This is a genomic window from Pseudomonas sp. W2Jun17 (assembly GCF_023127795.1).
In the GTDB taxonomy this organism is placed as follows: Bacteria; Pseudomonadota; Gammaproteobacteria; order Pseudomonadales; family Pseudomonadaceae; genus Aquipseudomonas; species Aquipseudomonas synxantha_A.
Map to the genome: position 1 here is coordinate 200,430 of NZ_SPKO01000011.1, position 24,848 is coordinate 225,277.

Annotated in this window: 24 protein-coding genes and 1 other RNA gene; 17 read left to right on the forward strand and 8 right to left on the reverse strand. The window is 61.2% G+C overall.

Annotation, left to right across the window (positions count from 1 at the left end):
• Positions 1-12: 12 nt before the first annotated feature.
• From E4O98_RS09900 to E4O98_RS09915, 4 genes are read right to left on the reverse strand one after another with little or no spacing between them, the layout of a single operon-like run.
• Complete coding sequence (locus E4O98_RS09900) at positions 13-570, reverse strand: PqiC family protein (protein ID WP_032877738.1); 558 nt, start codon at positions 568-570, stop codon at positions 13-15.
• Positions 571-584: 14 nt separating this feature from the next.
• On the reverse strand, positions 585-2,234 hold the full coding sequence (locus E4O98_RS09905; RefSeq protein WP_032877736.1) for an MlaD family protein: 1,650 nt from the start codon (positions 2,232-2,234) through the stop codon (positions 585-587).
• Entirely contained in the window at positions 2,215-2,859 is a 645-nt protein-coding gene (locus tag E4O98_RS09910; RefSeq protein WP_248134862.1) for a paraquat-inducible protein A, read from the reverse strand. Before E4O98_RS09910 ends, E4O98_RS09905 begins: the two co-directional genes overlap by 20 nt.
• Complete coding sequence (locus tag E4O98_RS09915) at positions 2,856-3,446, reverse strand: paraquat-inducible protein A (RefSeq protein ID WP_005784917.1); 591 nt, start codon at positions 3,444-3,446, stop codon at positions 2,856-2,858. The genes E4O98_RS09910 and E4O98_RS09915 overlap by 4 nt, the downstream gene beginning before the upstream one ends.
• Before the next feature lie 149 nt (positions 3,447-3,595).
• On the opposite strand from E4O98_RS09915, the gene E4O98_RS09920 reads away from it, so the two are divergent.
• Both E4O98_RS09920 and E4O98_RS09925 read left to right on the forward strand, forming a co-directional pair.
• Complete coding sequence (locus tag E4O98_RS09920) at positions 3,596-4,240, forward strand: MBL fold metallo-hydrolase (protein ID WP_032877732.1); 645 nt, start codon at positions 3,596-3,598, stop codon at positions 4,238-4,240.
• 177 nt (positions 4,241-4,417) lie between these two features.
• The gene (locus E4O98_RS09925; protein ID WP_032877730.1) at positions 4,418-5,191 is read left to right on the forward strand and encodes an OmpA family lipoprotein; all 774 of its coding nucleotides are present in this window, start codon (positions 4,418-4,420) and stop codon (positions 5,189-5,191) included.
• A 69-nt stretch (positions 5,192-5,260) separates the two neighbouring features.
• Here the strand turns inward: E4O98_RS09925 and E4O98_RS09930 are convergent, their stop codons facing one another.
• The 4 genes from E4O98_RS09930 to E4O98_RS09945 all read right to left on the reverse strand — a co-directional run bounded on the left by E4O98_RS09930 (position 5,261) and on the right by E4O98_RS09945 (position 8,708).
• A complete protein-coding gene (locus tag E4O98_RS09930) occupies positions 5,261-5,842 on the reverse strand; it encodes a BON domain-containing protein (protein ID WP_005784922.1) in 582 nt (193 codons plus the stop codon).
• A complete protein-coding gene (locus E4O98_RS09935; RefSeq protein WP_007904374.1) occupies positions 5,839-6,432 on the reverse strand; it encodes a phosphoheptose isomerase in 594 nt (197 codons plus the stop codon). Before E4O98_RS09935 ends, E4O98_RS09930 begins: the two co-directional genes overlap by 4 nt.
• A 93-nt stretch (positions 6,433-6,525) precedes the next feature.
• Positions 6,526-6,897, reverse strand: a complete 372-nt coding sequence (locus E4O98_RS09940) for a YraN family protein (RefSeq protein WP_005784926.1) — start codon at positions 6,895-6,897, stop codon at positions 6,526-6,528.
• The gene (locus tag E4O98_RS09945) at positions 6,897-8,708 is read right to left on the reverse strand and encodes a penicillin-binding protein activator (RefSeq protein ID WP_148853469.1); all 1,812 of its coding nucleotides are present in this window, start codon (positions 8,706-8,708) and stop codon (positions 6,897-6,899) included. Before E4O98_RS09945 ends, E4O98_RS09940 begins: the two co-directional genes overlap by 1 nt.
• A gap of 176 nt (positions 8,709-8,884) precedes the next feature.
• Here E4O98_RS09945 and rsmI point away from each other — a divergent pair, with 176 nt between their 5' ends.
• The 15 genes from rsmI (at position 8,885) to E4O98_RS10020 (ending at position 24,834) form a co-directional block, all read left to right on the forward strand.
• Positions 8,885-9,790, forward strand: coding sequence for a 16S rRNA (cytidine(1402)-2'-O)-methyltransferase (gene rsmI / locus E4O98_RS09950; protein WP_164699512.1), 906 nt, complete (start codon positions 8,885-8,887; stop codon positions 9,788-9,790).
• A gap of 95 nt (positions 9,791-9,885) precedes the next feature.
• Positions 9,886-10,239: RNase P RNA component class A (gene rnpB, locus E4O98_RS09955), an RNA gene on the forward strand.
• 355 nt (positions 10,240-10,594) lie between these two features.
• Complete coding sequence (mraZ, locus tag E4O98_RS09960) at positions 10,595-11,050, forward strand: division/cell wall cluster transcriptional repressor MraZ (RefSeq protein WP_003171868.1); 456 nt, start codon at positions 10,595-10,597, stop codon at positions 11,048-11,050.
• Between the two features lie 2 nt (positions 11,051-11,052).
• Positions 11,053-11,994 (forward strand): 16S rRNA (cytosine(1402)-N(4))-methyltransferase RsmH, encoded by a 942-nt coding sequence (gene rsmH, locus E4O98_RS09965; RefSeq protein ID WP_087945273.1) that lies wholly within the window; start codon positions 11,053-11,055, stop codon positions 11,992-11,994.
• Positions 11,991-12,284 (forward strand): cell division protein FtsL, encoded by a 294-nt coding sequence (gene ftsL, locus E4O98_RS09970; RefSeq protein ID WP_003188663.1) that lies wholly within the window; start codon positions 11,991-11,993, stop codon positions 12,282-12,284. The genes rsmH and ftsL overlap by 4 nt, the downstream gene beginning before the upstream one ends.
• Positions 12,284-14,026, forward strand: a complete 1,743-nt coding sequence (locus E4O98_RS09975; RefSeq protein ID WP_164699553.1) for a penicillin-binding protein 2 — start codon at positions 12,284-12,286, stop codon at positions 14,024-14,026. The genes ftsL and E4O98_RS09975 overlap by 1 nt, the downstream gene beginning before the upstream one ends.
• The gene (locus E4O98_RS09980; protein ID WP_005784935.1) at positions 14,026-15,489 is read left to right on the forward strand and encodes a UDP-N-acetylmuramoyl-L-alanyl-D-glutamate--2,6-diaminopimelate ligase; all 1,464 of its coding nucleotides are present in this window, start codon (positions 14,026-14,028) and stop codon (positions 15,487-15,489) included. Before E4O98_RS09975 ends, E4O98_RS09980 begins: the two co-directional genes overlap by 1 nt.
• Positions 15,482-16,852: a UDP-N-acetylmuramoyl-tripeptide--D-alanyl-D-alanine ligase gene (gene murF / locus E4O98_RS09985; protein WP_248128059.1), complete on the forward strand. Its 1,371-nt coding sequence runs from the start codon at positions 15,482-15,484 to the stop codon at positions 16,850-16,852. The genes E4O98_RS09980 and murF overlap by 8 nt, the downstream gene beginning before the upstream one ends.
• Positions 16,852-17,934, forward strand: coding sequence for a phospho-N-acetylmuramoyl-pentapeptide-transferase (gene mraY, locus E4O98_RS09990; protein WP_005784939.1), 1,083 nt, complete (start codon positions 16,852-16,854; stop codon positions 17,932-17,934). Before murF ends, mraY begins: the two co-directional genes overlap by 1 nt.
• 6 nt (positions 17,935-17,940) lie before the next feature.
• A complete protein-coding gene (murD, locus tag E4O98_RS09995) occupies positions 17,941-19,287 on the forward strand; it encodes a UDP-N-acetylmuramoyl-L-alanine--D-glutamate ligase (protein WP_248134864.1) in 1,347 nt (448 codons plus the stop codon).
• An 8-nt stretch (positions 19,288-19,295) separates the two neighbouring features.
• The gene (gene ftsW / locus E4O98_RS10000; RefSeq protein WP_164365925.1) at positions 19,296-20,507 is read left to right on the forward strand and encodes a putative lipid II flippase FtsW; all 1,212 of its coding nucleotides are present in this window, start codon (positions 19,296-19,298) and stop codon (positions 20,505-20,507) included.
• Entirely contained in the window at positions 20,497-21,567 is a 1,071-nt protein-coding gene (murG, locus tag E4O98_RS10005) for an undecaprenyldiphospho-muramoylpentapeptide beta-N-acetylglucosaminyltransferase (protein WP_248134866.1), read from the forward strand. The genes ftsW and murG overlap by 11 nt, the downstream gene beginning before the upstream one ends.
• Positions 21,560-23,008, forward strand: a complete 1,449-nt coding sequence (gene murC / locus E4O98_RS10010) for a UDP-N-acetylmuramate--L-alanine ligase (RefSeq protein WP_005784945.1) — start codon at positions 21,560-21,562, stop codon at positions 23,006-23,008. The genes murG and murC overlap by 8 nt, the downstream gene beginning before the upstream one ends.
• Positions 23,005-23,961, forward strand: a complete 957-nt coding sequence (locus E4O98_RS10015) for a D-alanine--D-alanine ligase (RefSeq protein ID WP_032877721.1) — start codon at positions 23,005-23,007, stop codon at positions 23,959-23,961. Before murC ends, E4O98_RS10015 begins: the two co-directional genes overlap by 4 nt.
• Positions 23,962-23,964: 3 nt before the next feature.
• The gene (locus tag E4O98_RS10020; protein WP_032803262.1) at positions 23,965-24,834 is read left to right on the forward strand and encodes a cell division protein FtsQ/DivIB; all 870 of its coding nucleotides are present in this window, start codon (positions 23,965-23,967) and stop codon (positions 24,832-24,834) included.
• Positions 24,835-24,848: the final 14 nt, after the last annotated feature.

The following is a 24,848-nucleotide window of genomic DNA, read 5'->3' on the forward strand; positions in this document are numbered from 1 at the left end:
GCCCAGCGCAGTTTATGGCGCGGCAGGGCAGCCTTTGAGTGACGTGCCGATGGTTTGATTGATCAGTGCCGCGAACCGCTTGAGGTTGTTCTGATGCGCCACCACCAGATCGTCGATGCCTGGCCCCGCGGGTGACTGCAAGGTGCTGCGACAAGTCAGGGCTGGGCGGTCGCCATTGATCTGGCGCAGGCGCCAGCGCACGTCGAGCAGCGCGTACTGCCCGGGGACCGAGTCAAAGCGTTGCACTTCAAGGCGCAGGGCCACAGCGTGGCGTGGATCGCTATTGGCCAATTGATCCACCAACGCGCTCCTGAGTTCGTCAGCGAGGCTGGCGGCCCACCACTGGGTTTCAAGAATCGCCAACCCACTGTCACCCTGGCGCACCACTATCTGCGCGCGGTCGACCTGGGGCGGCACGCTGAGGCTTTCAATCCGTACACCACCGGCATCTGCGCGTGAGCTGTTGCTCGCATGTGCCGGGGTCAGGGTGTGGAAGGCGATGGGGTCACTGCGACAGGCCGCGAGCAACAGCATCGTGGTCAGCAGTGTGATCTTCAACGGCGACGTCATGGCGGCTCCAATGGTCATTTGCGGGGTGGCCCTTGCAGGTCGTTCGGCGCGGCGTTATCAGGACGACCGCGAATCAGCGACTCCGGATGCCGGCCCAGGTAATCGGACAGCTCGCGCAAGGAGCGCGACATGCGTGCCAGTTCATCCAGGGTCTGGGTCAGTTGTTCACGCTGGGGTGAGTCTTCTGCCAGGGTTGAGCTGGCCGATTGCAGGGTCTTGCTCACGTCGGCCAGTGTCGTCTGCACACCCGGCAGTGTCTTGGCGTTGAATTGCGCCAGGCCCTTGCGCAGTTCGACCAGGCTGGCGTCGAGGTTGCCGGCAATCCGCTCGACCGGCAGTTGGCTGAGCTTGTTGACGATACCTTCGAACTTCTCCTGCAGTTGTTCCAGGTTGCCCGGGATGGTGGGAATGCCCACGGGGCGCTGGTTCGGATCGAACGCCACTTTCTCGGCCTTGGGGTAGAAGTCCAGGGCGATGTACAACTGGCCGGTCAGCAGGTTACCGCTGCGGGCCTGGGCGCGCAGGCCGTTTTCAATGAAGCTGCCGATCAGGCGCACGCCGGCCGCCTCATCGTCAGGGTTGTTGTTCATGGCCTTGAGCAGCTTGGTATGGGCCGCGCCGAGCAGTTGCGGGTAGATCACGATGCCGACATTGACCGGGAAGCTGCGTTTCTTCGCATCGAAATCCAGATTGATCGACACCACCTTGCCGAACTCGACGCCGAGGAACTCCACCGGTGCGTCGACTTTCAGCCCACGCAGGGCCTGATCAAAGCGCAGGACCATGTATTGCCCCTTGCCATTGGGCGGGGCGAGGGCGCTTTGCTGGTCTTCGAACAATTCAAAGCCGCGATTTTCCTCGGCCGGCTTGTCGTTGGGGTTGTAGGGTGGGGCCTGGAAGGAGATCCCGCCCATCAGCATGGACGACACCGATTCGGTCTTCAGCGCAAAGCCATTGGCACCGACGCTCAGATCGACACCGCTGGCATTCCAGAACCGCGTGTTCTCGGTGACATACCCATCATTGGGCGCGTGTATGAAGACTTCGACGTTCACGCCCTTGCCTTCGCTGTCCAACTCATAAGCCACCACCTGGCCTACCGGGATTTTGCGGTAATAGACCGGCGAGCCGATGTCCAGGGAGCCCAGCGTCTGCGTGTGCAGGGTGAAACGCTTGCCAGGCTCGCCATAGGTGATGGGGGGCGGGTTTTCCAGGCCGGTGAAATGTTTGGCGCGGGTTTCGGACTGGCCGATATCCGCGCCGATGTAGTCGCCGGACAGCAGCGTGTCGATACCGGATACGCCGCCTGCGCCGATACGTGGGCGCACCACCCAGAATTTAGAGTCTTCGCGGGTGAAGCTTTCGGCCTGTTTGGACAGCTCGATGGTGGCGTTGACACTTTTCTGGTCACCACTCAAGGCCACGGCGGTCACTTGGCCGATCACCACGTTGCGGTATTTGACCTCGGTCTTGTTGGCGACCAGCCCGCTGCCGGTCTTGAAGTTGAGGACGATGGTCGGCCCTTGTTGCATGACGCTGTGAATCACCAGCGAGATCCCCACCAGCACGGCGACAATCGGCACGATCCAGACCAGCGAGACACTGAAGCGACGCGTCTTGATCGCGGGTTGCCCCGCAGGGGTGTCAGCCTTGGATGCGCTCATCCGAGGTCTCCTCGTTATGTGGGTTTTCCCAGATTAGCCGGGGATCAAAACTCATGGCCGCGAGCATGGTAAATACCACCACCAAGCCAAAAAACAGAATGCCCAGGCGGGGTTCGATCGTGCCCAGGGCTTGAAACTTAACCAGCGCGGCCACCAGTGCGACCACGATGACGTCCAGCATCGACCAATAGCCGATCAGCTCGATAAACCGAAACAGCTTTGAGCGTTCCTTGCGCGCCCACTGGCTGTTGCGCTGCACGGTGATCAGCAGCAACCCCAGTGACAAGAACTTGATGCCCGGCACGGCAATGCTGGCGATGAAAATGATCAGGGCAATGTCCCAGGCGCCATGCTGCCAGAACTCCAGCACGCCGCTCATGATGGTGCTGTCTGCGCCGGAGCCGAGCATGGTGGTGTTCATCACCGGCAGCAAATTGGCCGGTATGTAAAAGGCGAGGGCGGTGAGCATGTAGGCCCAGGTGCGTGTCAGCGATTGAGTTTTGCGCCGGTGCAAGGGCGCGCCGCAGCGCTCGCATTCAGTGTGCTCCAGGCGCATGTCGCAGGCCTGGCCGCAGGTATGGCACAGGCACAGGTTGAGCTCGCGGGCGGTGGGCGGTGAATTCATACGGTGTCCCACAGGTCGCGGACATCGCGCCCGGCAATGCGGATCAGCAACAGGCTGAGGGCGGCCAAGGCAAACAGGCCGGTACCGGGGATTACATCCAGCATACCCGCCAGCTTGAACACGGCAACCATGGCGCCCAGCAGGCAGACTTCCAGCATGCTCCAGGGCCTGAGCGCTTCCAGCCAGCGCATGCACAGTTTGAACGCCGGCGAACGCTGGCCGGCCAAGGCAAAACTCAAAACCCAGATCAGCAAGACCAGCTGAAACACCGGCGCGATGATGATGGAGATCGCCGCCACCAACGCAATGAACGTGATCGGCCCCAGGCTCAGCGCCACCACCGAATCCCACAGCGTCGCACTGTTTTTCAAGCCCTGCAGGCTGATGCTCATCACCGGATAAAAGTTGGCAAAGGTCCACAGCACTGCTGCGGTCACCGTCAGCGCGAGGCGTTGTTGCACCGACAGGCCGTTATAGCGCTGCAGCACACCCGAGCACCGCACACACAGGGCTTTTTGATGTTTGGCGAGCGTGACCTTTTCGTACACGCAGTCGCAGTGCTCGCAGATGATCTGTTGATTCGCCATGGGTGTTGCTCCAAATGCGACGGACTGCAGCGGGGGATGGCGCTTGTGTAGCTTAGCAGTGGATACACCGCCGAATCGATCCCTTCCAGAGTGGGGGCAACCTCCACCATACTGCACTTGGAACGCGCCAGAGAGCTTGCAGGACACTCATGACTACCGAAAAACCACCACTGATTCGCGAAACCTTCCCCGTCGGCCCGTTGCAGTGCAACTGCACCATCATTGGCGACCCGATCACTAAAAAAGCCATCGTAGTCGACCCCGGCGGCAATCACGAATTGATCCTGTCGCGTCTTGATGCGTTGGGTCTGAAGGTGGTGAGCATTATCCACACTCATGCTCACCTGGATCACTTCCTGGCCTCTGGCCAATTGAAAGAAAAAACCGGAGCCACGCTGCACCTGCACAAAGATGATCAATTTCTATGGGATAACCTGGAAATGCAATGCCAGATGTTTCGCGTGCCCTATGTGCCAGTGCCGTCGCCGGATCGCTGGCTGGAACACGATGAAGAATTGGCCTGTGGATGCGGTGTTGCCTTGCACACCCCTGGGCATACGCCGGGTTCGATGAGCTTCTGGTTTGCCGATGCCAAGCTGCTGATTGCCGGTGACACCTTGTTCCGGCGCGGCGTTGGGCGCACGGATTTGTGGGGCGGCGACCAGGCGACGATCGTGCGGTCGATCAAGCAGCGCTTATACACGCTGGATGAGCGCGCGACAGTGGTGACAGGGCATGGGCCGGATACGTTGCTGGGCGATGAGATGCGAGAGAATCCTTTCGTGCGTGCGTGATGGGTTGTCGGCTCTGATACAAGTCGGTACAGACACGCAGGCACAGGCTCGAGCCAAAGACAGCTATGCTTTGAGCACGCCCCACGGAATTTTTGCCGCTTGTCGCGTTCCAAACTCGGCACAGGTCCATTGCCAATGTCCTCTGCATCACAGAATGCAAAAGTAGGAGCTCCCTTCATGTTTACTCCGCGTCGTCTGCTTGTTGTCGCTACCGCCGTAGCCCTGTTGTCTGGCTGTGCCTCACCTAATCCTTATGACGGCAGCCAGGGACAGGCCGGCAATGGTTCTGAAAGCGGTATGAGCAAGACCGCCAAGTACGGCGGCCTCGGCGCGCTGGCCGGTGCATTGGCCGGTGCGGCCATCGACCATAACAACCGTGGCAAGGGCGCGCTGATTGGCGCCGTCGTTGCGGGTGCCGGTGCTGCCGGCTATGGCTACTACGCCGACCAGCAAGAGAAAAAACTGCGTGAAAGCATGGCCAACACTGGTGTGGAAGTGCAGCGCCAGGGTGACCAGATCAAGCTGATCATGCCGGGCAACATCACCTTCGCCACCAACTCGGCCGCGATCGCCAGCAGCTTCTACCAGCCGCTCAATAACCTGGCCAACTCCCTCAAGCAATTCAACCAGAACACCATCCAGATCGTAGGCTACACCGACAGCACCGGTAGTCGCCAACTGAACATGGACCTGTCCCAGCGTCGTGCGCAGAGCGTGGCCGACTACCTGACTTCCCAGGGTGTGAGCGCTGCCAACCTGAGTGCTCGCGGTGCCGGCCCGGATAACCCGATTGCCAGCAACGCCGATGTGAATGGCCGTGCCCAGAACCGTCGTGTCGAAGTCAACCTCGGCCCGATCCCAGGCCAGCAATACGGCCAGCCTGGTCAGCAACAACAGGCGCCACAGCAAAACAATCAGTTCCAGGGCAACCCGTACCAGCAGTACCAGTAAACACTGGCCACTAAAAAGGGCGCCGTGCAGTCAATGCACGGCGCCCTTTTTTGTGGCTGTGTGTCTACATCAGTCGATGTATTCGAACACCTTCACGATCTTCTGTACGCCCGACACGCCCTGCACCAGGTTGGCGGCACGGGTCGCTTCGGCCTGGGTCAGCAGGCCCATCATGTAGACGATGCCATTATCGGTAACGATCTTGATGCGCGAGCCCGGCACCGCGCTGTCGGTGAGCATCTGCGCCTTGATCTTGGTGGTCAGCAGCGCATCGTTGCTGATGGCCAGCAGGGTGATCGGGTCCATGACCTGCAATTCGTTGTGGACCTTCTTGACTCGTTGCACGCCCGCAGCGGCTTGTTCAGCCTGGGCCTTGAGGTCGGCGCGCGGGGTTTGCCCTGCCAGCAGGACGACGCCGTTGAAGCTGGTCACCACGATGCGCGAGGCGCCGTTGCCCAGGTCTGTGGCGGCCTTGGCGACATTGACCTTGACCTTGGTTTCGATCAGCGAATCATCGATGGTGCTGCCGAAAGTACGTGTGCCACGGTCGTCCTGGATGGGGGTGTCCCGTGTAGCGGTGATTGCCGAGCTGCAGCCGCTGATGGCGAGGCACAGCGTAATGGCCAAAAGGCTGAGGCGGTTAACGGTCATTCTTCACTCCCGAACAGTTGGCTGTCGATCAGATCGCACAGGCAGTGGATCGCCAGCAGGTGGACTTCCTGAATGCGTGCAGTGACATTGGCCGGGACGCGAATCTCCACGTCCTCAGGCAGCAGCAGCGAAGCCATGCCGCCACCATCGCGACCGGTCAAGGCTACGACAATCATTTCACGATCATGTGCGGCCTGGATCGCTTGAATAATATTCGCCGAGTTGCCGCTGGTGGAAATCGCCAGCAACACATCGCCGGGCTGGCCGAGGGCGCGGATCTGCTTGGAGAAGATTTCGTTGTAGCTGTAGTCGTTGGCAATCGAAGTGATTGTCGACGAGTCGGTAGTCAAGGCAATGGCCGGCAGGCTCGGGCGCTCGCGCTCGAAGCGGTTGAGCAGCTCTGAAGAGAAATGCTGGGCATCGCCAGCCGAACCACCGTTGCCGCACGAAAGCATTTTGCCTTCGTTGAGCAAGGCGTTGACCATGACCTGACTGGCTTGCTCGATGTGCGGTGCAAGTACGTCCATCGCCTGTTGCTTGGTGTCGATGCTGGCCTGGAAAAGCTGGCGAATTCGGGATTGCATGTCCATCTGTGTGACCTTAAGTAGCGCGGCTGTTTGGCACAGGTAATGTGCAGCCCGCAATGCAAAGAGCAAAAGTGTGTGGTGAAGGTGCCGGGTGCGTCAGCTGTCGAAGGCATCTTTGAGCCAGTTCAGATCAGCAGGACCCGACGGTGTGCTTTCTATGGCGACCACATCGAAACGGCAGGGGCTGTCAGCCCAGCGATGCTCTTTTAGCAGAAAAAACTGCGCGGCGAGTATCAGTTTCTGACGCTTGCGCCCGTCGATACTGGCGAGCGCGCCACCCCATTGTGCGTGTTTTCTGTAGCGGACTTCGACGAATACTACTGTATCGCCGTCAAGCATGACCAGATCAAGCTCGCCGCGTTTACATAACCAGTTCTGCGCCAGAAGGCGCAGACCCTGTTGTTGCAGATATTTCAGCGCTTGAAGTTCGGCATCCTTGCCGCTTTGTGCGCTGGACCGCTCAGGCATCAGCGTGGGGTATCGGGCAGGCGCTGAATGGCGCCGCCGACGAACTTCGCCCATGGCATCTGGCGGTCAACGCGCTGGTTGGCGCTGATGCCCAGGTTGCCCGAGAGACCGTCGACACGGGTGTCCGGCAATGCCTTGAGTTGGCCAAGGCGCGGTGCCAGGCGGTAGGCGTCGACGCCCATCGCGTACAGGCGGCCCAGGCTGCCATTGGCTTGCGGCCATTGCGCGGCGACCTGGTTGCGCAGCGGGTCGGTGGTGTCAAGCAGCCAAGGGGTTTCGCAGAACATCACGTTGGTCATGTCCAGATACTGGTTGCGGTCGCCGCTGGCACTGAAGACATGGGACGTGGCGTAGACCGGCACATCGCCGGCGTACTGGAAGTTCAGGGTCGGCTTGATCTGCTGGGCCAGTTGCGGGGTGACCGCCAGGAAGATGAACTCGATGTCCTGGCGACGCGAAGGCTGGGCGGCAACGTCGGTGCCGACCGTGCTTTGCAGGCTCTTGGCGCGACCTTCACTTTTACGCAACTGGAACAGGTCGGCGATCTGCTGGGCCAGTGCCACTGGCTGATCGACATACTCGACGCCCATCACAGTGCCGCCATTGGCTTCCCAATCCTGGCGGAAGGCTCTGTAGACACGCTCGCCCCATTCGCCACGCGGCACCATGGCTGCAGCGCGATGCAGGCCATCGGCACGGGCGCGGCGCGACACTTCACGGGCTTCGTCTTCAGCGGCCAGGCCGAACTGGAACAGTTGCGCCGGGCCTTGGTCGGTCTCGCTGTAATTGAGTGCCAGGGTGGTGATCGGCAATTGCGGGCGTGCACTGAGTTGTTTCACCAGTGGTTTTTCCAGCGGGCCGACCACCAATTGCACGCCGGCGGCCTGGGCCTTGGCGTAGAAGTCATCGAGGGAGCTCAGGCGCGAGCTGTCGTAGAACTCGATGACCGGCGCCTTCTGCCCGGCCTGTTCGGCCTGGTAGTGAGCCGCCATGAAACCCTCTCGCAATGCCTTGCCGACCGAAGCCAATGGGCCTTCCTGCGGGAGCAGCACGGCGATCTTGTTCAGGGGCTGGCTGGCCAGTTCCTTGAGCCTGGTCAGCGGCGTGGGCAGTTGCACCGCTGCCGGGTGGCCCGGGTTCTGTGCGCGCCAGGTATCGATAGCAGCCTGTTGTTGCTCCAGGGTGCCGGCGCCCTTGACCGCCTGGGCCAGGGTCACCCAGCCATCGAGTGTCGGGTTGCCGGTGGCTTGCAACTGTTCGGCCGGCAGCGCGGCAATCAGCACCCAGATGGCTTCGTGGTTGCTTGCAGCGGCATCGCCGGTCAGCAGCGGCGCCATGGCGACCCGCTCGCGAGCGGCGGCCAGGGTCTGGCCGTCGGCTTCGTAAGCGCGGGCGTGCACGGTACCGGTGCGGATCTGCTGGTCTACCGGCAGCTCCTTCAGGCTTTGCAGGCTGGGATGGTTCAGCGCCGCCAATGCCGCCTTGGGCTGGTTGCGAGTCATCGCCAGTTCGGCGGCCAGGGTGCTGGCAAATATCTGCGCGGCGGGTTTGAGGACGTCCAGGGGCACCTGCGCAAGGATCTGCGACGAGCGGCCGGCATTGTTCTGCTGATAGGCCAGGTCTGCCGCACTCAGGCGCAGCATGGCGGCCTTTTCTGGCGTGTTGGCGTTCGTTGCCTGTTCGAGCAGTTGCTCGATACTGGCATCCGGAGTCCGTGGCAGGTCGCCAAGGCTGGACGAGGGCGAGCTGGCACACGCGGCCAGCAAGGCAGCGAGGCAGAGGGCGGAGAGCAGCCGCAGGCAAGCGATCATGTAAGTGTTCCTGATACCGATCAAATTAGCGTGGAAGTGTACCCAAGCACTGGCCCAGGCGCGATGTTAGTGGCGTGAAACCGTGGATTTAGGTCGTGTAAATGTTGCGATTGGCAAAGGCTGGCTGAAACGGCATCCACCGTGATGGCATATTTTCAAGGCGTCTACGCGCTACAATGTGGCTTTTGCCAACCATCGAGGTGTGCGTTTTGACTGCTCCAGGTCCATTGAATTCCACTGCTGGCTCGCTTTTTGTGGTGGCGACGCCGATTGGCAACCTGGACGACATCAGTGCCCGGGCGCTGAAGGTGTTGCGCGAGGTTAAATTGATCGCGGCGGAAGACACGCGACACTCCCAACGGTTGATGCAGCATTTTGGAATCAGCACGCCACTGGCGGCGTGCCATGAGCACAATGAGCGTGAAGAAGGCAGCCGTTTCATCACCCGCTTGCTGGCCGGTGATGACGTGGCATTGATCTCCGATGCGGGTACGCCGTTGATTTCCGATCCGGGATACCACCTGGTCCGCCAGGCACGCGCCGCTGGTATCAATGTAGTGCCTGTTCCGGGAGCGTGCGCGCTGATTGCCGCATTATCTGCGGCAGGCTTGCCGTCGGATCGGTTTATTTTTGAAGGTTTCCTGCCGGCCAAGGCAGTCGGCCGTCGCGCACGCCTTCAGGCCCTGAAGGAAGAGCCGCGCACCCTGATCTTCTACGAAGCTCCGCACCGCATCCTTGAATGCCTGCAGGATATGGAACTGGTGTTCGGCGGCGAGCGGCTGGCATTGCTGGCGCGGGAGTTGACCAAGACCTTCGAAACCCTCAAAGGGCTGCCGCTGGAGGCGTTGCGGGCGTTTGTCGAGGGCGACAGCAATCAGCAGCGAGGCGAATGTGTGGTGCTGGTGGCGGGCTGGAGTGCGCCGGAGAATGAAGACGCCGTGGGCAGCGAAGCCATGCGCATCCTCGACTTGTTGCTCAAGGAGATGCCGCTCAAGCGTGCCGCTGCCCTTGCCGCAGAAATTACCGGGGTGCGTAAAAACGTGTTGTATCAAGTGGCGCTCGATAAACAGAAGGCTGAATAGTTCCGGGGTCGAATCTGTATTTCGTCTGAACATGATGGCACTGCCGCACTTTAATACTTGTCCTCAGACCTTCGTGCCGTTAACCTGCGCGGCGGAGAGTCGATTGGACAGTCGCTGCCCTCTATGAAAATTAGGGGGGGGAGGAAAGTCCGGGCTCCATAGGGCGAAGTGCCAGGTAATGCCTGGGAGGCGTGAGCCTACGGAAAGTGCCACAGAAAATAACCGCCTAAGCGCTTCGGTGCCGGTAAGGGTGAAAAGGTGCGGTAAGAGCGCACCGCACGACTGGCAACAGTTCGTGGCTAGGTAAACCCCACTTGGAGCAAGACCAAATAGGGTCCCAAGGCGTGGCCCGCGCTGGGACCGGGTAGGTTGCTAAAGATGTCCAGTGATGGCCATCGTAGACGAATGACTGTTCAAGACAGAACCCGGCTTACAGATCGACTCTCCACCTTTTTTCCTTGCGTTCGAATCTCGTGCGCAAACCCGGTAGTAACGCAAGAATCCCTCCCTGCCAAATCATTGGCAGATGCGTCTTCGTAATACCAAAAAAATCTTACTCTTAATAAATTACTTTAACTTTAAGTCGTAGCTCCATGAGCTATTTGCCGTTGTTGAGTCAAAAACATCGTCAAACTCTCGTTTCTCCTCCTCTTACCCTCCTAAATCTCCGTTCTGTAAGGCTTTTCCTTGAATCCGCGCCTTGACGGTGTGGTAGGCGCATTCCTATAGTGTGCGCAAGTGGCGGAAAGTGGCACAAAGTGGGTTTTTTGAACGTAAAACGCTAAAATTTGGAGAAACGCATCTGTGTTTCGCGGAGCTAACGCTATCAGTCTCGATGCAAAAGGCCGTCTCGCCATGCCGAGCCGGTATCGTGACGAGCTCATTTCGCGAAGTTCAGGGCAGTTAATCATCACGATTGACGCCGTTGACCCTTGTTTGTGTGTTTACCCCCTCGATGAGTGGGAGTTGATTGAAACCAAGTTGCGCGCGCTGCCTTCATTGCGTGAAGAAAACCGCCGCCTCCAGCGTTTGCTGATCGGCAATGCCGTTGACCTTGAACTCGATGGCAGCGGTCGTTTCCTGGTGCCGCCGCGTCTGCGCGAGTACGCCAAGCTCGACAAGCGCGCAATGCTGGTAGGCCAACTGAACAAGTTCCAATTGTGGGACGAAGATGCCTGGGATGCTGTGTCTGCAGCTGACCTGGCTGCTATTCAACAACCGGGCGCCATGCCTGATGAACTGCGTGATTTGATCCTGTGACTATTGATAGCGGCTTTAACCACATCACCGTACTGCTTGACGAAGCCGTTGAGGCTCTCGCCGTACGTGCGGATGGCTGCTATTTGGATGGCACCTTCGGCAGGGGCGGGCACAGCCGTTTGATACTCAGCCAGCTCGGGCCCGACGGTAAGCTCCTCGGGTTCGACAAGGACCCTCAAGCGATTGCCACCGGGCAAGCGCTAGCGGCCGAAGACGGCCGCTTTGTCGTTGTGCAGCGCAGCTTTGCCGAGCTGGGTGCCGAAGTCGCCGAGCGCGGCATGGCAGGCAAGGTGGCCGGGGTTTTGCTCGACCTGGGCGTGTCTTCGCCGCAGCTCGACGACCCTGAGCGCGGCTTCAGCTTCATGAACGACGGCCCCCTGGATATGCGCATGGACCCCACCCGTGGGGTCAGCGCTGCCCAGTTCATCGCCACCGCACCGGTGGAAGAAATCGCCCGCGTATTCAAGGAATACGGCGAAGAACGCTTCGCCGGCCGGATGGCGCGTGCCGTGGTCGAGCGTCGGGAAATCCAGCCTTTCGAGCGTACCGCCGACCTGGCCGAAGTGTTGAAGGTCGCCAACCCTGCGTGGGAAAAGGGCAAGAACCCGGCAACTCGCGCGTTCCAGGGCCTGCGCATTCACGTCAACAACGAATTGGGCGATCTGGAAGCCGGCCTCGAAGCCGCTCTGGATGCTCTGGAAGTGGGCGGCCGCCTGGTGGTGATCAGTTTCCACTCCCTGGAAGACCGCATCGTCAAACTGTTCATGCGTCGTCTGGTCAAGGGCGAGTCCGACAACCTGCCGCGCAACCTGCCGGTACGTTTCGAAGCCTTTGTGCCGAAAATCAAAATCCATGGCAAAGCGCAGTTCGCTTCCGAAGCTGAACTCAAGGCCAACCCACGTTCCCGTAGCGCCGTCATGCGCGTCGCGGAGAAGCTGCGGTGAGCAAGCTTTTCGCCAAACCCCTGCCGGGCGGCAGCTTCTTTATGTTGCTGCTGTTTGTCGGCGTGCTGGTGTCCGCGATTGCGGTGTCCTACAGCGCCCATTGGAACCGTCAGTTGCTCAATACCCTGTATGGGGAGTTGAGCGTGCGTGACAAGGCGCAGGCGGAGTGGGGCCGGTTGATCCTCGAACAAAGTACCTGGACAGCCCACAGCCGTATCGAAGTGCTGGCCACCGAGCAGTTGAAGATGCACATCCCGGGCGCGGCCGAAGTTCGCATGGTGGCGCCATGATGAAGCTCGAAGGCGCACTCTACCCGTGGCGTTTCCGCCTGATGCTCGGCTTGCTGGCATTGATGGTGGGTGCCATCGTCTGGCGCATCTTCGACCTGCAGGTGGTCGACCGCGACTTCCTGATCGGCCAGGGTGACGCCCGCAGCCTGCGGCATATTCCAATTCCTGCGCACCGCGGCCTGATCACCGACCGTAATGGCGAGCCCCTGGCCGTCAGTACCCCGGTGACGACGCTGTGGGCCAACGCTAAAGAGCTGCAAGTTGCCAAGGACAAGTGGCCCGAGCTGGCCGCCGCCCTTGGCCAGGACCGCAAGGCCCTGACCGATCGCCTCGAAGCCCAGGCCAACAAGGAATTCATCTATCTGGTTCGCGGGCTCACCCCCGAGCAAGGCCAGCAGGTGCTCGACCTTAAAATCCCCGGTGTCTACGGCATCGAGGAGTTTCGTCGTTTCTACCCGGCCGGTGAAACCACCGCGCACATGGTCGGCTTTACCGATATCGATGATCATGGTCGCGAAGGCGTTGAGCTGGCCTACGACGAATGGCTGGCCGGAGTTCCGGGCAAGCGGCAGGTCATCAAGGATCGGCGCGGCAGGCTGATCAAGGATGTCCAGGTCACCAAAAACGCCAAGGCCGGCAAGCCTCTGGCGTTGTCGATCGACCTGCGCCTGCAATACCTGGCCAACCGCGAACTGCGTAACGCGATCATCGAGAACGGCGCCAAGGCCGGTAGCCTGGTGATCATGGACGTGAAGACCGGCGAGATCCTCGCCATGGTCAACCAGCCGACCTACAACCCCAACAACCGTCGCAACCTGCAGCCGGCGATGATGCGTAACCGCGCAATGATCGACGTGTTCGAGCCCGGTTCGACCATGAAAGCCATCTCCATGAGCGCTGCCCTGGAAACCGGGCGCTGGAAACCTACCGACAAGGTCGAGGTTTACCCAGGCACCTTGCAACTTGGCAAATACACCATTCGTGACGTATCCCGCAGCGAAGGTCCGGTACTGGATCTGACAGGCATCCTGATCAATTCCAGTAACGTGGGCATGAGTAAGGTTGCCTTCGACATTGGCGGCGAAACGATCTATCACCTGGCGCAAAAAATCGGTCTGGGGCAACCCACCGGCCTCGATTTCCCGGGTGAGCGCGTGGGCAACCTGCCGAACTACCGCGAGTGGAGAAAGGCCGAGACTGCCACGCTGTCCTACGGCTACGGTCTGTCGGTCACTGCGATCCAGCTGGCCCACGCGTTTTCGGTGTTGGCCAATAACGGCCGCATGGTGCCGCTGAGCCTGATCCATGTGGACGAACCGCCGAAAGCCAACCAGGTCATTCCGGAAAAAGTCGCCAAGACCATCCAGGGCATGCTGCAACAAGTGATCGAAGCTCCACGCGGTGTATTCCGGGCTCAGGTGCCGGCTTATCACGTGGCAGGCAAGTCCGGTACTGCGCGTAAGACGTCCGTGGGCACCAAAGGCTACGCCGAAAATTCCTACCGCTCGCTGTTCGCTGGCTTCGGCCCGATGAGCGACCCGCGCTACGCCATCGTCGTGGTCATCGACGAACCGAGTAAAGCCGGCTACTTCGGTGGCCTGGTCTCGGCGCCGGTGTTCAGCAAAGTGATGTCCGGCACCCTGCGCCTGATGAACATCACGCCGGACAATCTGCCGCCGACCCAACAAGCCAACGCCGGACCACCGGCCGCCGCTGTCAAAGCCAATGGAGGGCGCGGCTGATGTCTCTGAGCCTCAACAAGATTTTTGCCCATGCCGGCCGCGATCTGCTGATTCGCGAATTGAGCCTGGACAGCCGCAACGTACGCGCCGGTGACCTGTTCCTGGCGGTGCCTGGCGGCAAGTTCGATGGTCGTGCGCATATCGCAGACGCCCTGCAGCGCGGCGCGGCGGCTGTGGCCTATGAAGTGGAAGGCGCCACTGTGCTGCCGATCACCGACGTGCCGTTGATTCCAGTCAAGGGCCTGGCTGCGCAGCTCTCTGACATCGCCGGGCGTTTTTACGGCGACCCGAGCCGCCAACTCAACCTGATCGGCGTGACCGGCACCAATGGCAAGACCAGCGTGACCCAGTTGGTCGCCCAGGCTCTTGACCTGTTGGGCCAGCACTGCGGCATCGTCGGCACCCTGGGCACTGGCTTTTATGGTGCGCTGCAAAGCGGCCTGCACACCACGCCGAACCCGATTGCCGTGCAAGCGACCCTGGCCGACCTGAAAAAGGCCGGCGCCAAGGCGGTTGCCATGGAAGTTTCCTCACATGGTCTGGATCAGGGGCGAGTGGCTGCCCTGGCCTTTGACGTTGCGGTGATGACCAACCTGTCCCGTGATCACCTCGACTACCACGGCACCATGGAGGCGTACGCCGCCGCCAAGGCCAAGCTGTTTGCCTGGAATGACCTGAAGTGCCGGGTGATCAACCTGGACGACGCATTTGGCCGTCAACTGGCTGGCGAAGAAAGCGAAGCACGCCTGATCAGCTATAGCCTGAAAGATTCCAGTGCCTACCTGTATTGCCGCGAAGCCCAGTTCAATGACGAGGGCGTACGCGCCACGTTGGTCACGCCCCAGGGCGAACACCACTTGCGCAGTACCTTGCTCGGCCGCTTCAACCTGAGCAACGTACTCGCTGCCATCGGCGCGCTGCTGGGTCTGGATTACGCCCTGGATGAAATCCTGCGCGTACTGCCCAAGCTTGAGGGCCCGGCTGGCCGTATGCAGCGCCTGGGTGGCGGCAAACAGCCGCTGGTGGTGGTCGATTACGCCCATACCCCGGATGCCCTGGAAAAAGTTCTCGAAGCCCTGCGCCCACATGCCAAGGGCAAATTGCTCTGCCTGTTCGGCTGCGGCGGTGATCGCGATCGCGGCAAGCGTCCGTTGATGGCTGAGATTGTCGAGCGTTTGGCCGACGGCGTACTCGTCACCGACGACAACCCGCGCAGTGAAGACCCAAGCCAGATTTTCGATGACATCCGTGTCGGCTTCAAAGATGCCTCCAAGGCCACCTTCGTTGCTGGTCGTGGTGCCGCCATTGCCCAACTGATTGCCAGCGCCAGCGCTGACGATGTGGTGGTGCTGGCGGGCAAGGGGCACGAGGACTACCAGGAAATCAACGGCGAGCGCCATGCCTTCTCCGATCTGGTCGAGGCTGATCACGCCTTGACTGCCTGGGAGGTCGCCCATGCTTAAAGTCATGCAGTTCAGCCAACTCACCCAGGCCCTGTCGGCCCGCGTAGTGTCGAGCGATTGCACCTTCAACGGCGTGAGTATCGACAGCCGCAACATTCAGCCTGGGCAGTTGTTTGTCGCCTTGGCAGGCCCGCGCTTCGATGGTCACGACTACCTGAACGAAGTCGCCGCCAAAGGTGCCGTCGGTGCCTTGGTACAGCGTGAAGTGCCCGACTCCACCTTGCCGCAATTGCTGGTGCCCGATACTCGCTTGGCCTTGGGTCAATTGGGGGCGCTCAACCGCGCTGCTTTTGACAAGCCGGTGGCGGCCATTACCGGCTCCAGCGGCAAGACCACGGTCAAGGAACTGCTTGCCGGTGTCCTGCGTACGCGCGGGCCGGTGCTTGCGACCCGGGGCAACCTCAACAATGATTTCGGCGCACCGCTGACCCTGCTCGAACTGGCCCCGGAGCACACGGCAGCCGTGATCGAGCTGGGGGCTTCGCGTATCGGCGAAATCGCCTACACCGTGGCGCTGACCAAGCCTCACGTGGCGATCATCAACAATGCCGGTACCGCCCATGTCGGCGAGTTCGGCGGCCCGGAAAAAATCGTCGAAGCCAAGGGTGAAATTCTTGAAGGGCTCGACGCCTCAGGCACCGCCGTGCTGAACCTGGACGACAAGGCTTTCGAGACCTGGCGTGTACGCGCCGCCGGTCGCAAGGTGCTGACGTTTGCGGTGCTCAATGCCGCGGCCGACTTCCATGCTTCAAATATCACCGTCGACGCCCGCGGTTGCCCGTCCTTCACCTTGCATACCCCGCAAGGCAGCGAACACGTGCAGCTGAACCTGCTGGGCAACCATAACGTTGCCAACGCCCTGGCCGCCGCCGCCGCCGCCCATGCCCTGGGCGTGTCGCTGTTCGGTATCGCTACGGGCCTGGGCGCGGTGCAGCCGGTCAAGGGCCGCACTGTGGCGCAATTGGCTGCCAACGGCATGCGCGTGATTGATGACACCTACAACGCCAATCAGTCCTCGGTCTGCGCCGCCATAGATCTGCTCAAGGGTTTCGATGGCCGCAAAGTACTGGTGCTGGGCGATATCGCCGAGCTGGGCGACTGGGCCGAGCAGTCCCATCGGGAAGTAGGTGCCTACGCCAGCGGCAAGGTCGACGCGCTCTACGCGGTCGGCCCGAACATGACTCACGCCGTGAGCGCCTTCGGTCCCGGTGCGCGGCATTTTGCGACGCAAGCTGAATTGATCCAGGCGCTGACGGCGACTGAACACGACAAACACACAACCATTTTGATCAAGGGATCGCGCAGCGCGGTGATGGAAAACGTCGTCGCAGCCTTGTGTGGCTCAAGTACGGAGAAACATTAATGCTGCTGCTGCTGGCTGAGTATCTGCAACAGTTCCACAAAGGCTTCGCGGTCTTTCAGTACCTGACCCTGCGCGGGATCCTGGGTGTGCTGACCGCGCTGTCTTTGTCACTGTTTCTGGGGCCGTGGATGATCCGCACCCTGCAGAACCTGCAAATTGGTCAATCGGTTCGCAACGACGGCCCGCAGTCGCACCTGTCCAAGTCCGGCACGCCGACCATGGGCGGTGCGCTGATCCTGTCGTCCATCGGCGTCAGCACCTTGCTCTGGGCCGACCTGCATAACCGCTACGTGTGGGTGGTGCTGCTGGTGACCCTGCTGTTCGGTGCCATCGGCTGGGTGGATGACTACCGCAAAGTGATCGAGAAAAACTCCAAGGGGCTGCCAAGCCGCTGGAAGTATTTCTGGCAGTCGGTGTTCGGCCTTGCTGCGGCAGTCTTCCTGTACACCACTGCGCCAAGCGCCGTGGAAACCACCTTGATCATCCCGATGCTCAAGGATGTGAGCATTCCACTGGGTGTCGGCTTCGTGGTGCTGACCTATTTCGTGATCGTCGGCTCCAGCAACGCGGTGAACCTGACCGACGGCCTTGATGGCCTGGCGATCATGCCGACGGTGATGGTTGGCGGTGCACTCGGCATCTTCTGCTACCTGTCGGGTAACGTGAAATTCGCAGAATACCTGCTGATCCCTTACGTACCGGGCGCCGGTGAGCTGATCGTGTTCTGCGGCGCGCTGATCGGTGCCGGCCTGGGGTTCCTGTGGTTCAACACCTACCCGGCACAAGTCTTCATGGGTGACGTCGGCGCGCTGGCGCTGGGCGCTGCCCTGGGCACCATTGCGGTGATCGTTCGCCAGGAAATCGTGCTGTTCATCATGGGCGGTGTGTTCGTGATGGAAACCCTGTCGGTGGTCATCCAGGTGGCTTCCTTCAAATTGACCGGGCGTCGTGTGTTCCGCATGGCGCCGATCCACCACCACTTTGAACTCAAGGGCTGGCCCGAGCCACGTGTGATCGTCCGTTTCTGGATCATCACCGTGATTCTGGTACTGGTCGGCCTTGCCACCCTGAAACTGAGGTAGAAACGAGTGTCCCTGATCGCTTCAGACCACTTCCGCATCGTTGTCGGCCTCGGCAAGAGCGGCATGTCCCTGGTTCGCTTCCTGGCGAACCGGGGCACGTCGTTTGCCGTGGCCGACACGCGGGAAAATCCACCGGAGCTGGTCACGCTGCGCCGTGACTACCCGCACGTGGAAGTGCGTTGTGGCGAGTTGGATGTCGAGTTTCTGTGCCGTGCCGATGAGCTCTACGTGAGCCCCGGCCTGGCCCTGGCTACACCCGCCCTGCAAGCTGCTGCAGCGCGTGGCGTCAAGCTGTCCGGTGATATCGATCTGTTTGCGCGTAACGCCAAGGCGCCGATCGTGGCCATCAGCGGTTCCAATGCGAAGAGCACCGTGACCACCCTGGTCGGCGAAATGGCGGCTGCGGCCGGCAAGCGCGTGGCCGTGGGCGGCAATCTTGGTGTGCCGGCGTTGGACCTGCTCAGTGACGACGTCGAGTTGTACGTGATGGAGTTGTCGAGCTTCCAGCTGGAAACCACCCACGATCTCGGCGCTGAAGTGGCCACCGTGCTGAATGTCAGCGAAGACCATATGGACCGCTACAGCGGCCTGCCGGCTTATCACCTGGCCAAGCACCGGATCTTCCGAGGCGCCAAGCAATTTGTAGTCAATCGCCAGGATGCCCTGAGCCGTCCGCTGATGGGCGAGGGCATGCCTTGCTGGACTTTCGGCCTGGGCAAACCCGATTTCAAAGGCTTCGGCATTCGCGAAGAGAACGGCGAGAAGTACCTGGCCTTCGAATTCCAGAACCTGATGCCGGTACGCGAGCTTAAGATCCGTGGCGCACATAACCAGTCCAATGCCCTGGCTGCACTGGCGCTCGGTCATGCGGTTGGCCTGCCATTCGACGCGATGCTCGCCAGTCTGCGTACGTTCGCTGGCCTTGAGCATCGCTGCCAGTGGGTACGCGACCTCAATGGCGTGAGCTACTACAACGACTCCAAGGCCACCAACGTCGGTGCCGCCCTGGCTGCCATCGAGGGCCTGGGTGCCGATATCGACGGCAAGCTGGTGCTGATCGCTGGTGGTGATGGCAAGGGCGCCGACTTCAAGGACCTTGCAAATCCGGTCGCCGCCCATTGCCGCGCCGTGGTGCTGATGGGTCGCGATTCGGACCTGATCGCCGCCGCCCTCGGCGACGCGGTGCCGCAAGTACGCGCGACCTCGCTGGATGACGCCATTGCCCACTGCAAAGCCCTGGCCCAGCCGGGTGACGCGGTGCTGCTGTCGCCGGCCTGTGCCAGTTTCGACATGTTCAAGAATTACGAAGAGCGCGGTCAGCTGTTCGCCCGCGCCGTGGAGGCCTTGGCATGAGCCTCAACCTGAAAAACATCATCAAGCCGTACCCGTCGCCGATCATTACCGGGCGCGGCATCGACCTCGATTTCCCGATGCTCGCCGGGTGCCTCGCGCTGCTCGGCCTGGGCCTGGTGATGATTACTTCGGCATCCTCCGAAGTGGCTGCCGTGCAGTCGGGCAATACCCTTTACATGATGATCCGTCACCTGGTGTACCTGGTGATCGGTCTCGGCGCGTGCATCGTCACCATGATGATTCCTATCGCCACCTGGCAGCGTCTGGGCTGGCTGATGCTGATCGGCGCGTTCGGCTTGCTGGTGATGGTGATCGTGCCCGGCATCGGCCGCGAGGTGAACGGTTCGATGCGCTGGATCGGCTTCGGCGCGTTCAACGTGCAGCCCTCGGAGATCGCCAAAGTGTTCGTGGTGATCTACCTGGCCGGTTACCTGGTACGCCGTCAGAAAGAAGTGCGCGAAAGCTGGATGGGCTTCTTCAAACCCTTCATCGTGCTGCTGCCCATGGCCGGGCTGTTGCTGATGGAGCCCGACTTCGGTGCCACCGTGGTCATGATGGGTGCTGCGGCGGCCATGCTGTTCCTCGGCGGCGTCGGCCTGTTCCGCTTCACCTTGATGGTGGTGCTGGCAGTCGCGGCGGTGACCATTCTGGTACAGGCGCAACCTTACCGGATGGCGCGTCTGATTACCTTTACCGACCCCTGGTCCGATCAGTTCGGTTCCGGCTACCAGTTGACCCAGGCGCTGATTGCCTTCGGTCGCGGCGAGTGGCTGGGCGTGGGCCTGGGCAACAGCGTGCAGAAGCAGTTCTACCTGCCCGAAGCCCACACCGACTTCGTGTTCTCGGTACTGGCCGAAGAGCTGGGTGTCGTGGGTTCGCTGTGCACTGTCGGCCTGTTCGTATTCGTCTGTGTACGCGCCATGTACATCGGTCTGTGGGCCGAGAAGGCCAAGCAGTTCTTTGCCGCCTACGTTGCCTACGGGCTGGCGTTCCTGTGGATTGGCCAATTCCTGATCAACATCGGCGTGAACGTCGGCCTGTTGCCGACCAAGGGCCTGACCTTGCCGTTCCTCAGCTACGGTGGCAGTTCGTTGGTGATCTGCTGCGCCTGTCTTGGCTTGTTGCTGCGTATCGAGTGGGAGAGTCGAACCCACTTGGGCAGCGAAGAGATGGAGTTCAGCGAAAGCGACTTCGCCGAGGAGCCGACCCATGGGCGCTAACGTGTTGATCATGGCCGGCGGCACCGGGGGGCATGTGTTCCCGGCCCTGGCTTGCGCCCGTGAATTCCAGAACCGCGGCTATACCGTGCACTGGTTGGGTACGCCCCGTGGCATTGAAAACGAGTTGGTGCCCAATGCCGGTTTGCCCCTGCATTTGATCAACGTCACCGGCCTGCGTGGCAAGAGCAAGTTGTCCCTGCTCAAGGCGCCGTTCGTGTTGCTCAAGGCGGTCATGCAGGCACACAGGATCATCCGCGAACTGAAGCCGGTGTGCGTGCTCGGTTTCGGTGGTTATGTGACCGGCCCTGGTGGCGTTGCGGCGAAGCTCGCTGGCGTACCGGTGATCGTGCACGAACAGAACGCCGTCGCCGGGACTGCCAACCGTCTGCTGGTGCCGTTGGCATCGCGGGTGTGTGAAGCCTTCCCGAAAACCTTCGCTGCCTCGGACAAGCTTCGTACCACCGGTAACCCAGTGCGTACCGAACTGTTCATGGCCATTGCGCGTGACGCTCTGGCCGGGCGCAAGGCGCACCTGCTGATCCTGGGCGGAAGCCTGGGCGCCGAGCCACTGAACAAATTGCTGCCTGAAGCCGTTGCGCAACTTCCTGAGACTCTGCGCCCGGAGATCTTCCACCAGGCCGGCAAGAACCATGATGAAGTCACCGCCACGCGTTATCGTGAGGCCGGTGTGGAGGCCAATGTACAGCCCTTCATCAAAGACATGGCCCAAGCCTATGGCTGGGCCGACCTGGTGGTCTGCCGCGCTGGTGCGCTGACCGTCAGTGAACTGGCCGCTGCCGGTCTGCCGTCGTTGCTGGTGCCTTTGCCCCATGCGATCGACGATCACCAGACCCGCAACGCCGAATATTTGGCCGGGGAGGGCGCTGCCTTCCTGCTGCCGCAAAGAACGACTGGCGCCGCCGATTTGGCCGCACGCCTGACCGAGGTTTTGATGCAACCGGAACGACTCAACAGCATGGCGAGCACCGCAAGCCGCCTGGCCAAACCTGAAGCAACCCGCACCGTGGTCGATATCTGCCTGGAGGTGGCCCATGGTTGAGAATCAGAAAGCCATGCCGCAACCCGAGATGCGCCGCATCCGTCGCATTCACTTCGTCGGTATCGGTGGTGTGGGCATGTGCGGCATCGCCGAAGTACTGCTGAACCTGGGCTACCAGGTGTCCGGCTCGGACTTGAAAGAGTCGCCGGTCACCGAGCGTCTGAAGTCCTTCGGTGCGCAGATCTTTATCGGCCACCGTGCCGAGAACGCCGCCGAGGCCGACGTGCTGGTGGTGTCCAGTGCCGTGAACACGTCCAACCCGGAAGTGGCCACCGCCCTTGAACGCCGTATCCCGGTGGTGCCGCGTGCCGAGATGCTCGCCGAACTGATGCGCTATCGCCACGGCATCGCCGTCGCCGGTACCCATGGCAAGACCACCACCACCAGCCTGATCGCTTCGGTGTTCGCCGCCGGTGGCCTGGACCCGACGTTCGTCATCGGTGGCCGCCTGAATGCAGCCGGCACCAATGCCCAACTCGGCACCAGCCGCTATCTGATCGCCGAAGCCGATGAGAGCGATGCGAGCTTCCTGCACCTGCAACCGCTGGTCGCCGTCGTCACCAACATCGACGAAGACCACATGGCGACCTACGACGGTGACTTCAATAAACTGAAGAAAACCTTCGTCGACTTCCTGCACAACCTGCCGTTCTACGGTCTGGCGGTGGTGTGCCTGGACGATCCGGTGGTGCGTGAAATCCTGCCGCAGGTCAAGCGTCCGACCGTGACCTACGGCTTCAGCGAAGACGCCGATGTGCGCGCAATCAATGTACGCCAGGAAGGCATGCAAACCTTCTTCACCGTGCTGCGTCCCGACCGCGAACCGCTGGATGTCTCGGTGAACATGCCGGGCAACCACAACGTGCTGAACTCCCTGGCGACCATCTGCATCGCCACCGATGAGGGCGTCAGCGATGAAGCCATCGTCGAAGGGCTGTCGCGCTTTGCCGGTGTCGGCCGTCGCTTCCAGGTCTACGGCCAGTTGCCGGTTGAAGGCGGTGACGTGATGCTGGTGGACGACTACGGTCACCACCCGACCGAAGTTGCCGCTGTGATCAAGGCCGTGCGCGGCGGCTGGCCGGAGCGCCGCCTGGTGATGGTTTACCAGCCGCACCGCTACAGCCGTACCCGCGACCTGTACGACGATTTCGTCAATGTGCTGGCCGATGCCAACGTGCTGCTGCTGATGGAGGTTTACCCGGCCGGTGAAGAACCGATCCCGGGCGCTGACAGCCGCAAGCTGTGCAACAGCATCCGCCAGCGTGGCCAACTGGACCCGATCTACATCGAGCGTGGCGTCGACCTGGCCCCTATCGTCAAGCCGTTGCTGCGCGCCGGCGACATCCTGCTGTGCCAGGGTGCCGGTGATATCGGTGGCCTTGCGCCCAAGTTGCTGGCGAGCCCGCTGTTTGCAGCCGTGGCAAAGGGGGCGTCGAAATGATCACTGACTACGGCTCCCTGTTTTCCACTGTCGCGCCTGCCGATTTCGGTCGCGTCGCTGTGCTGTTCGGCGGCAAGAGCGCTGAGCGCGAAGTGTCGCTCAAGTCCGGCAATGCCGTGCTCCAGGCGCTGCAAAGTGCCGGTGTGAACGCCTTTGGCATCGACGTCGGCGATGACTTCCTCGCCCGTCTGCAAGCCGAGAAGATCGACCGCGCCTTCATCATCCTCCATGGTCGTGGCGGTGAAGACGGCAGCATGCAAGGCCTGCTCGAATGTGCCGGCATCCCCTACACCGGTAGCGGTATCCTCGCTTCCGCGCTGGCGATGGACAAATTGCGCACCAAGCAGGTGTGGCACAGCCTGGGTATTCCGACCCCGCGTCACGCCGTGCTGTGCAGCGAAGACGATTGTATTTCTGCGGCCAAGGAACTGGGCCTGCCTTTGATCGTCAAACCAGCCCATGAAGGCTCCAGTATCGGCATGGCTAAAGTGAACTCGGCCGCCGAATTGATCGACGCATGGAAAGCGGCAAGTACCTACGATTCGCAAGTGTTGGTGGAACAGTGGATTTCCGGTCCCGAGTACACCATCGCCACCCTGCGTGGACAGGTATTGCCGCCCATCGCTTTGGGCACGCCCCACACCTTTTATGACTACGACGCCAAGTACCTGGCTTCCGATACCCAGTACCGGATCCCATGTGGCCTCGAAGCAACCAAGGAACAGCAATTGATGGACCTCACGGCGAAAGCCTGTGAGGCGTTGGGTATCGCCGGTTGGGCGCGGGCAGACGTGATGCAGGATGACCAAGGGAATTTCTGGTTCCTTGAAGTCAACACCGCACCGGGGATGACCGACCACAGCCTGGTGCCGATGGCCGCTCGCGCAGCCGGCCTGGATTTTCAGCAGTTGGTGCTGGCGATCCTGGCGGCAAGTATCGAGTCACGAGGCTAAGACATGAAAGGCGCATCGCTTCGTCATCAGCCCCCACAAGCACCGAGCCGCAAGCCGGTGCCACGGGGTGCCAGCCGCATGGTGGCCAAAGAGCCGATGTCGGCGCGCCTGCCCAAAGCCAACTTTGGTTTTATCAAGGCGCTGTTCTGGCCGGTATTGCTGGTGGTGCTGGGGTTCGGTACCTACGAAGGCGCGCAACGCCTGCTGCCGTATGCCGACCGGCCGATCACCAAGATCAGCGTGCAGGGCGACTTGAGCTACATCAGCCAGCAGGCGGTACAGCAGCGCATCGGCCCGTACCTGGCCGCGAGCTTCTTTACCATCGACCTGGCCGGTATGCGCTCGGAGCTGGAACAGATGCCGTGGATCGCACACGCCGAAGTGCGCCGCGTATGGCCCGACCAGGTCACGATCCGCCTGGAAGAACAACTGCCCGTGGCCCGTTGGGGTGATGAAGCGCTGTTGAACAACCAGGGCCAGGCGTTCACCCCGCGTGAGCTGGCCAACTATGAGCACCTGCCGCAGCTGTTCGGGCCGCAGCGGGCGCAGCAGCAAGTGATGCAGCAGTACCAGGCCTTGAGCCAGATGCTGCGGCCACTGGGCTTCTCCATTGCACGCCTGGAACTGCGTGAACGGGGCAGCTGGTTTTTGACAACCGGGGCAGGCAGTTCCGGCCCGGGCATCGAGTTGTTGCTGGGACGCGACCGCTTGGTGGAAAAGATGCGCCGCTTTATTGCCATCTATGAAAAAACCTTGAAAGAACAGATTACGAACATTGCGAGCGTCGACCTGCGTTACGCCAACGGCCTGGCCGTCGGCTGGCGTGCACCGGCCGCGCCCACGGCAGCACAACCCGCTGTCGCGAAGAATTAAGAAGAGGCAGGACC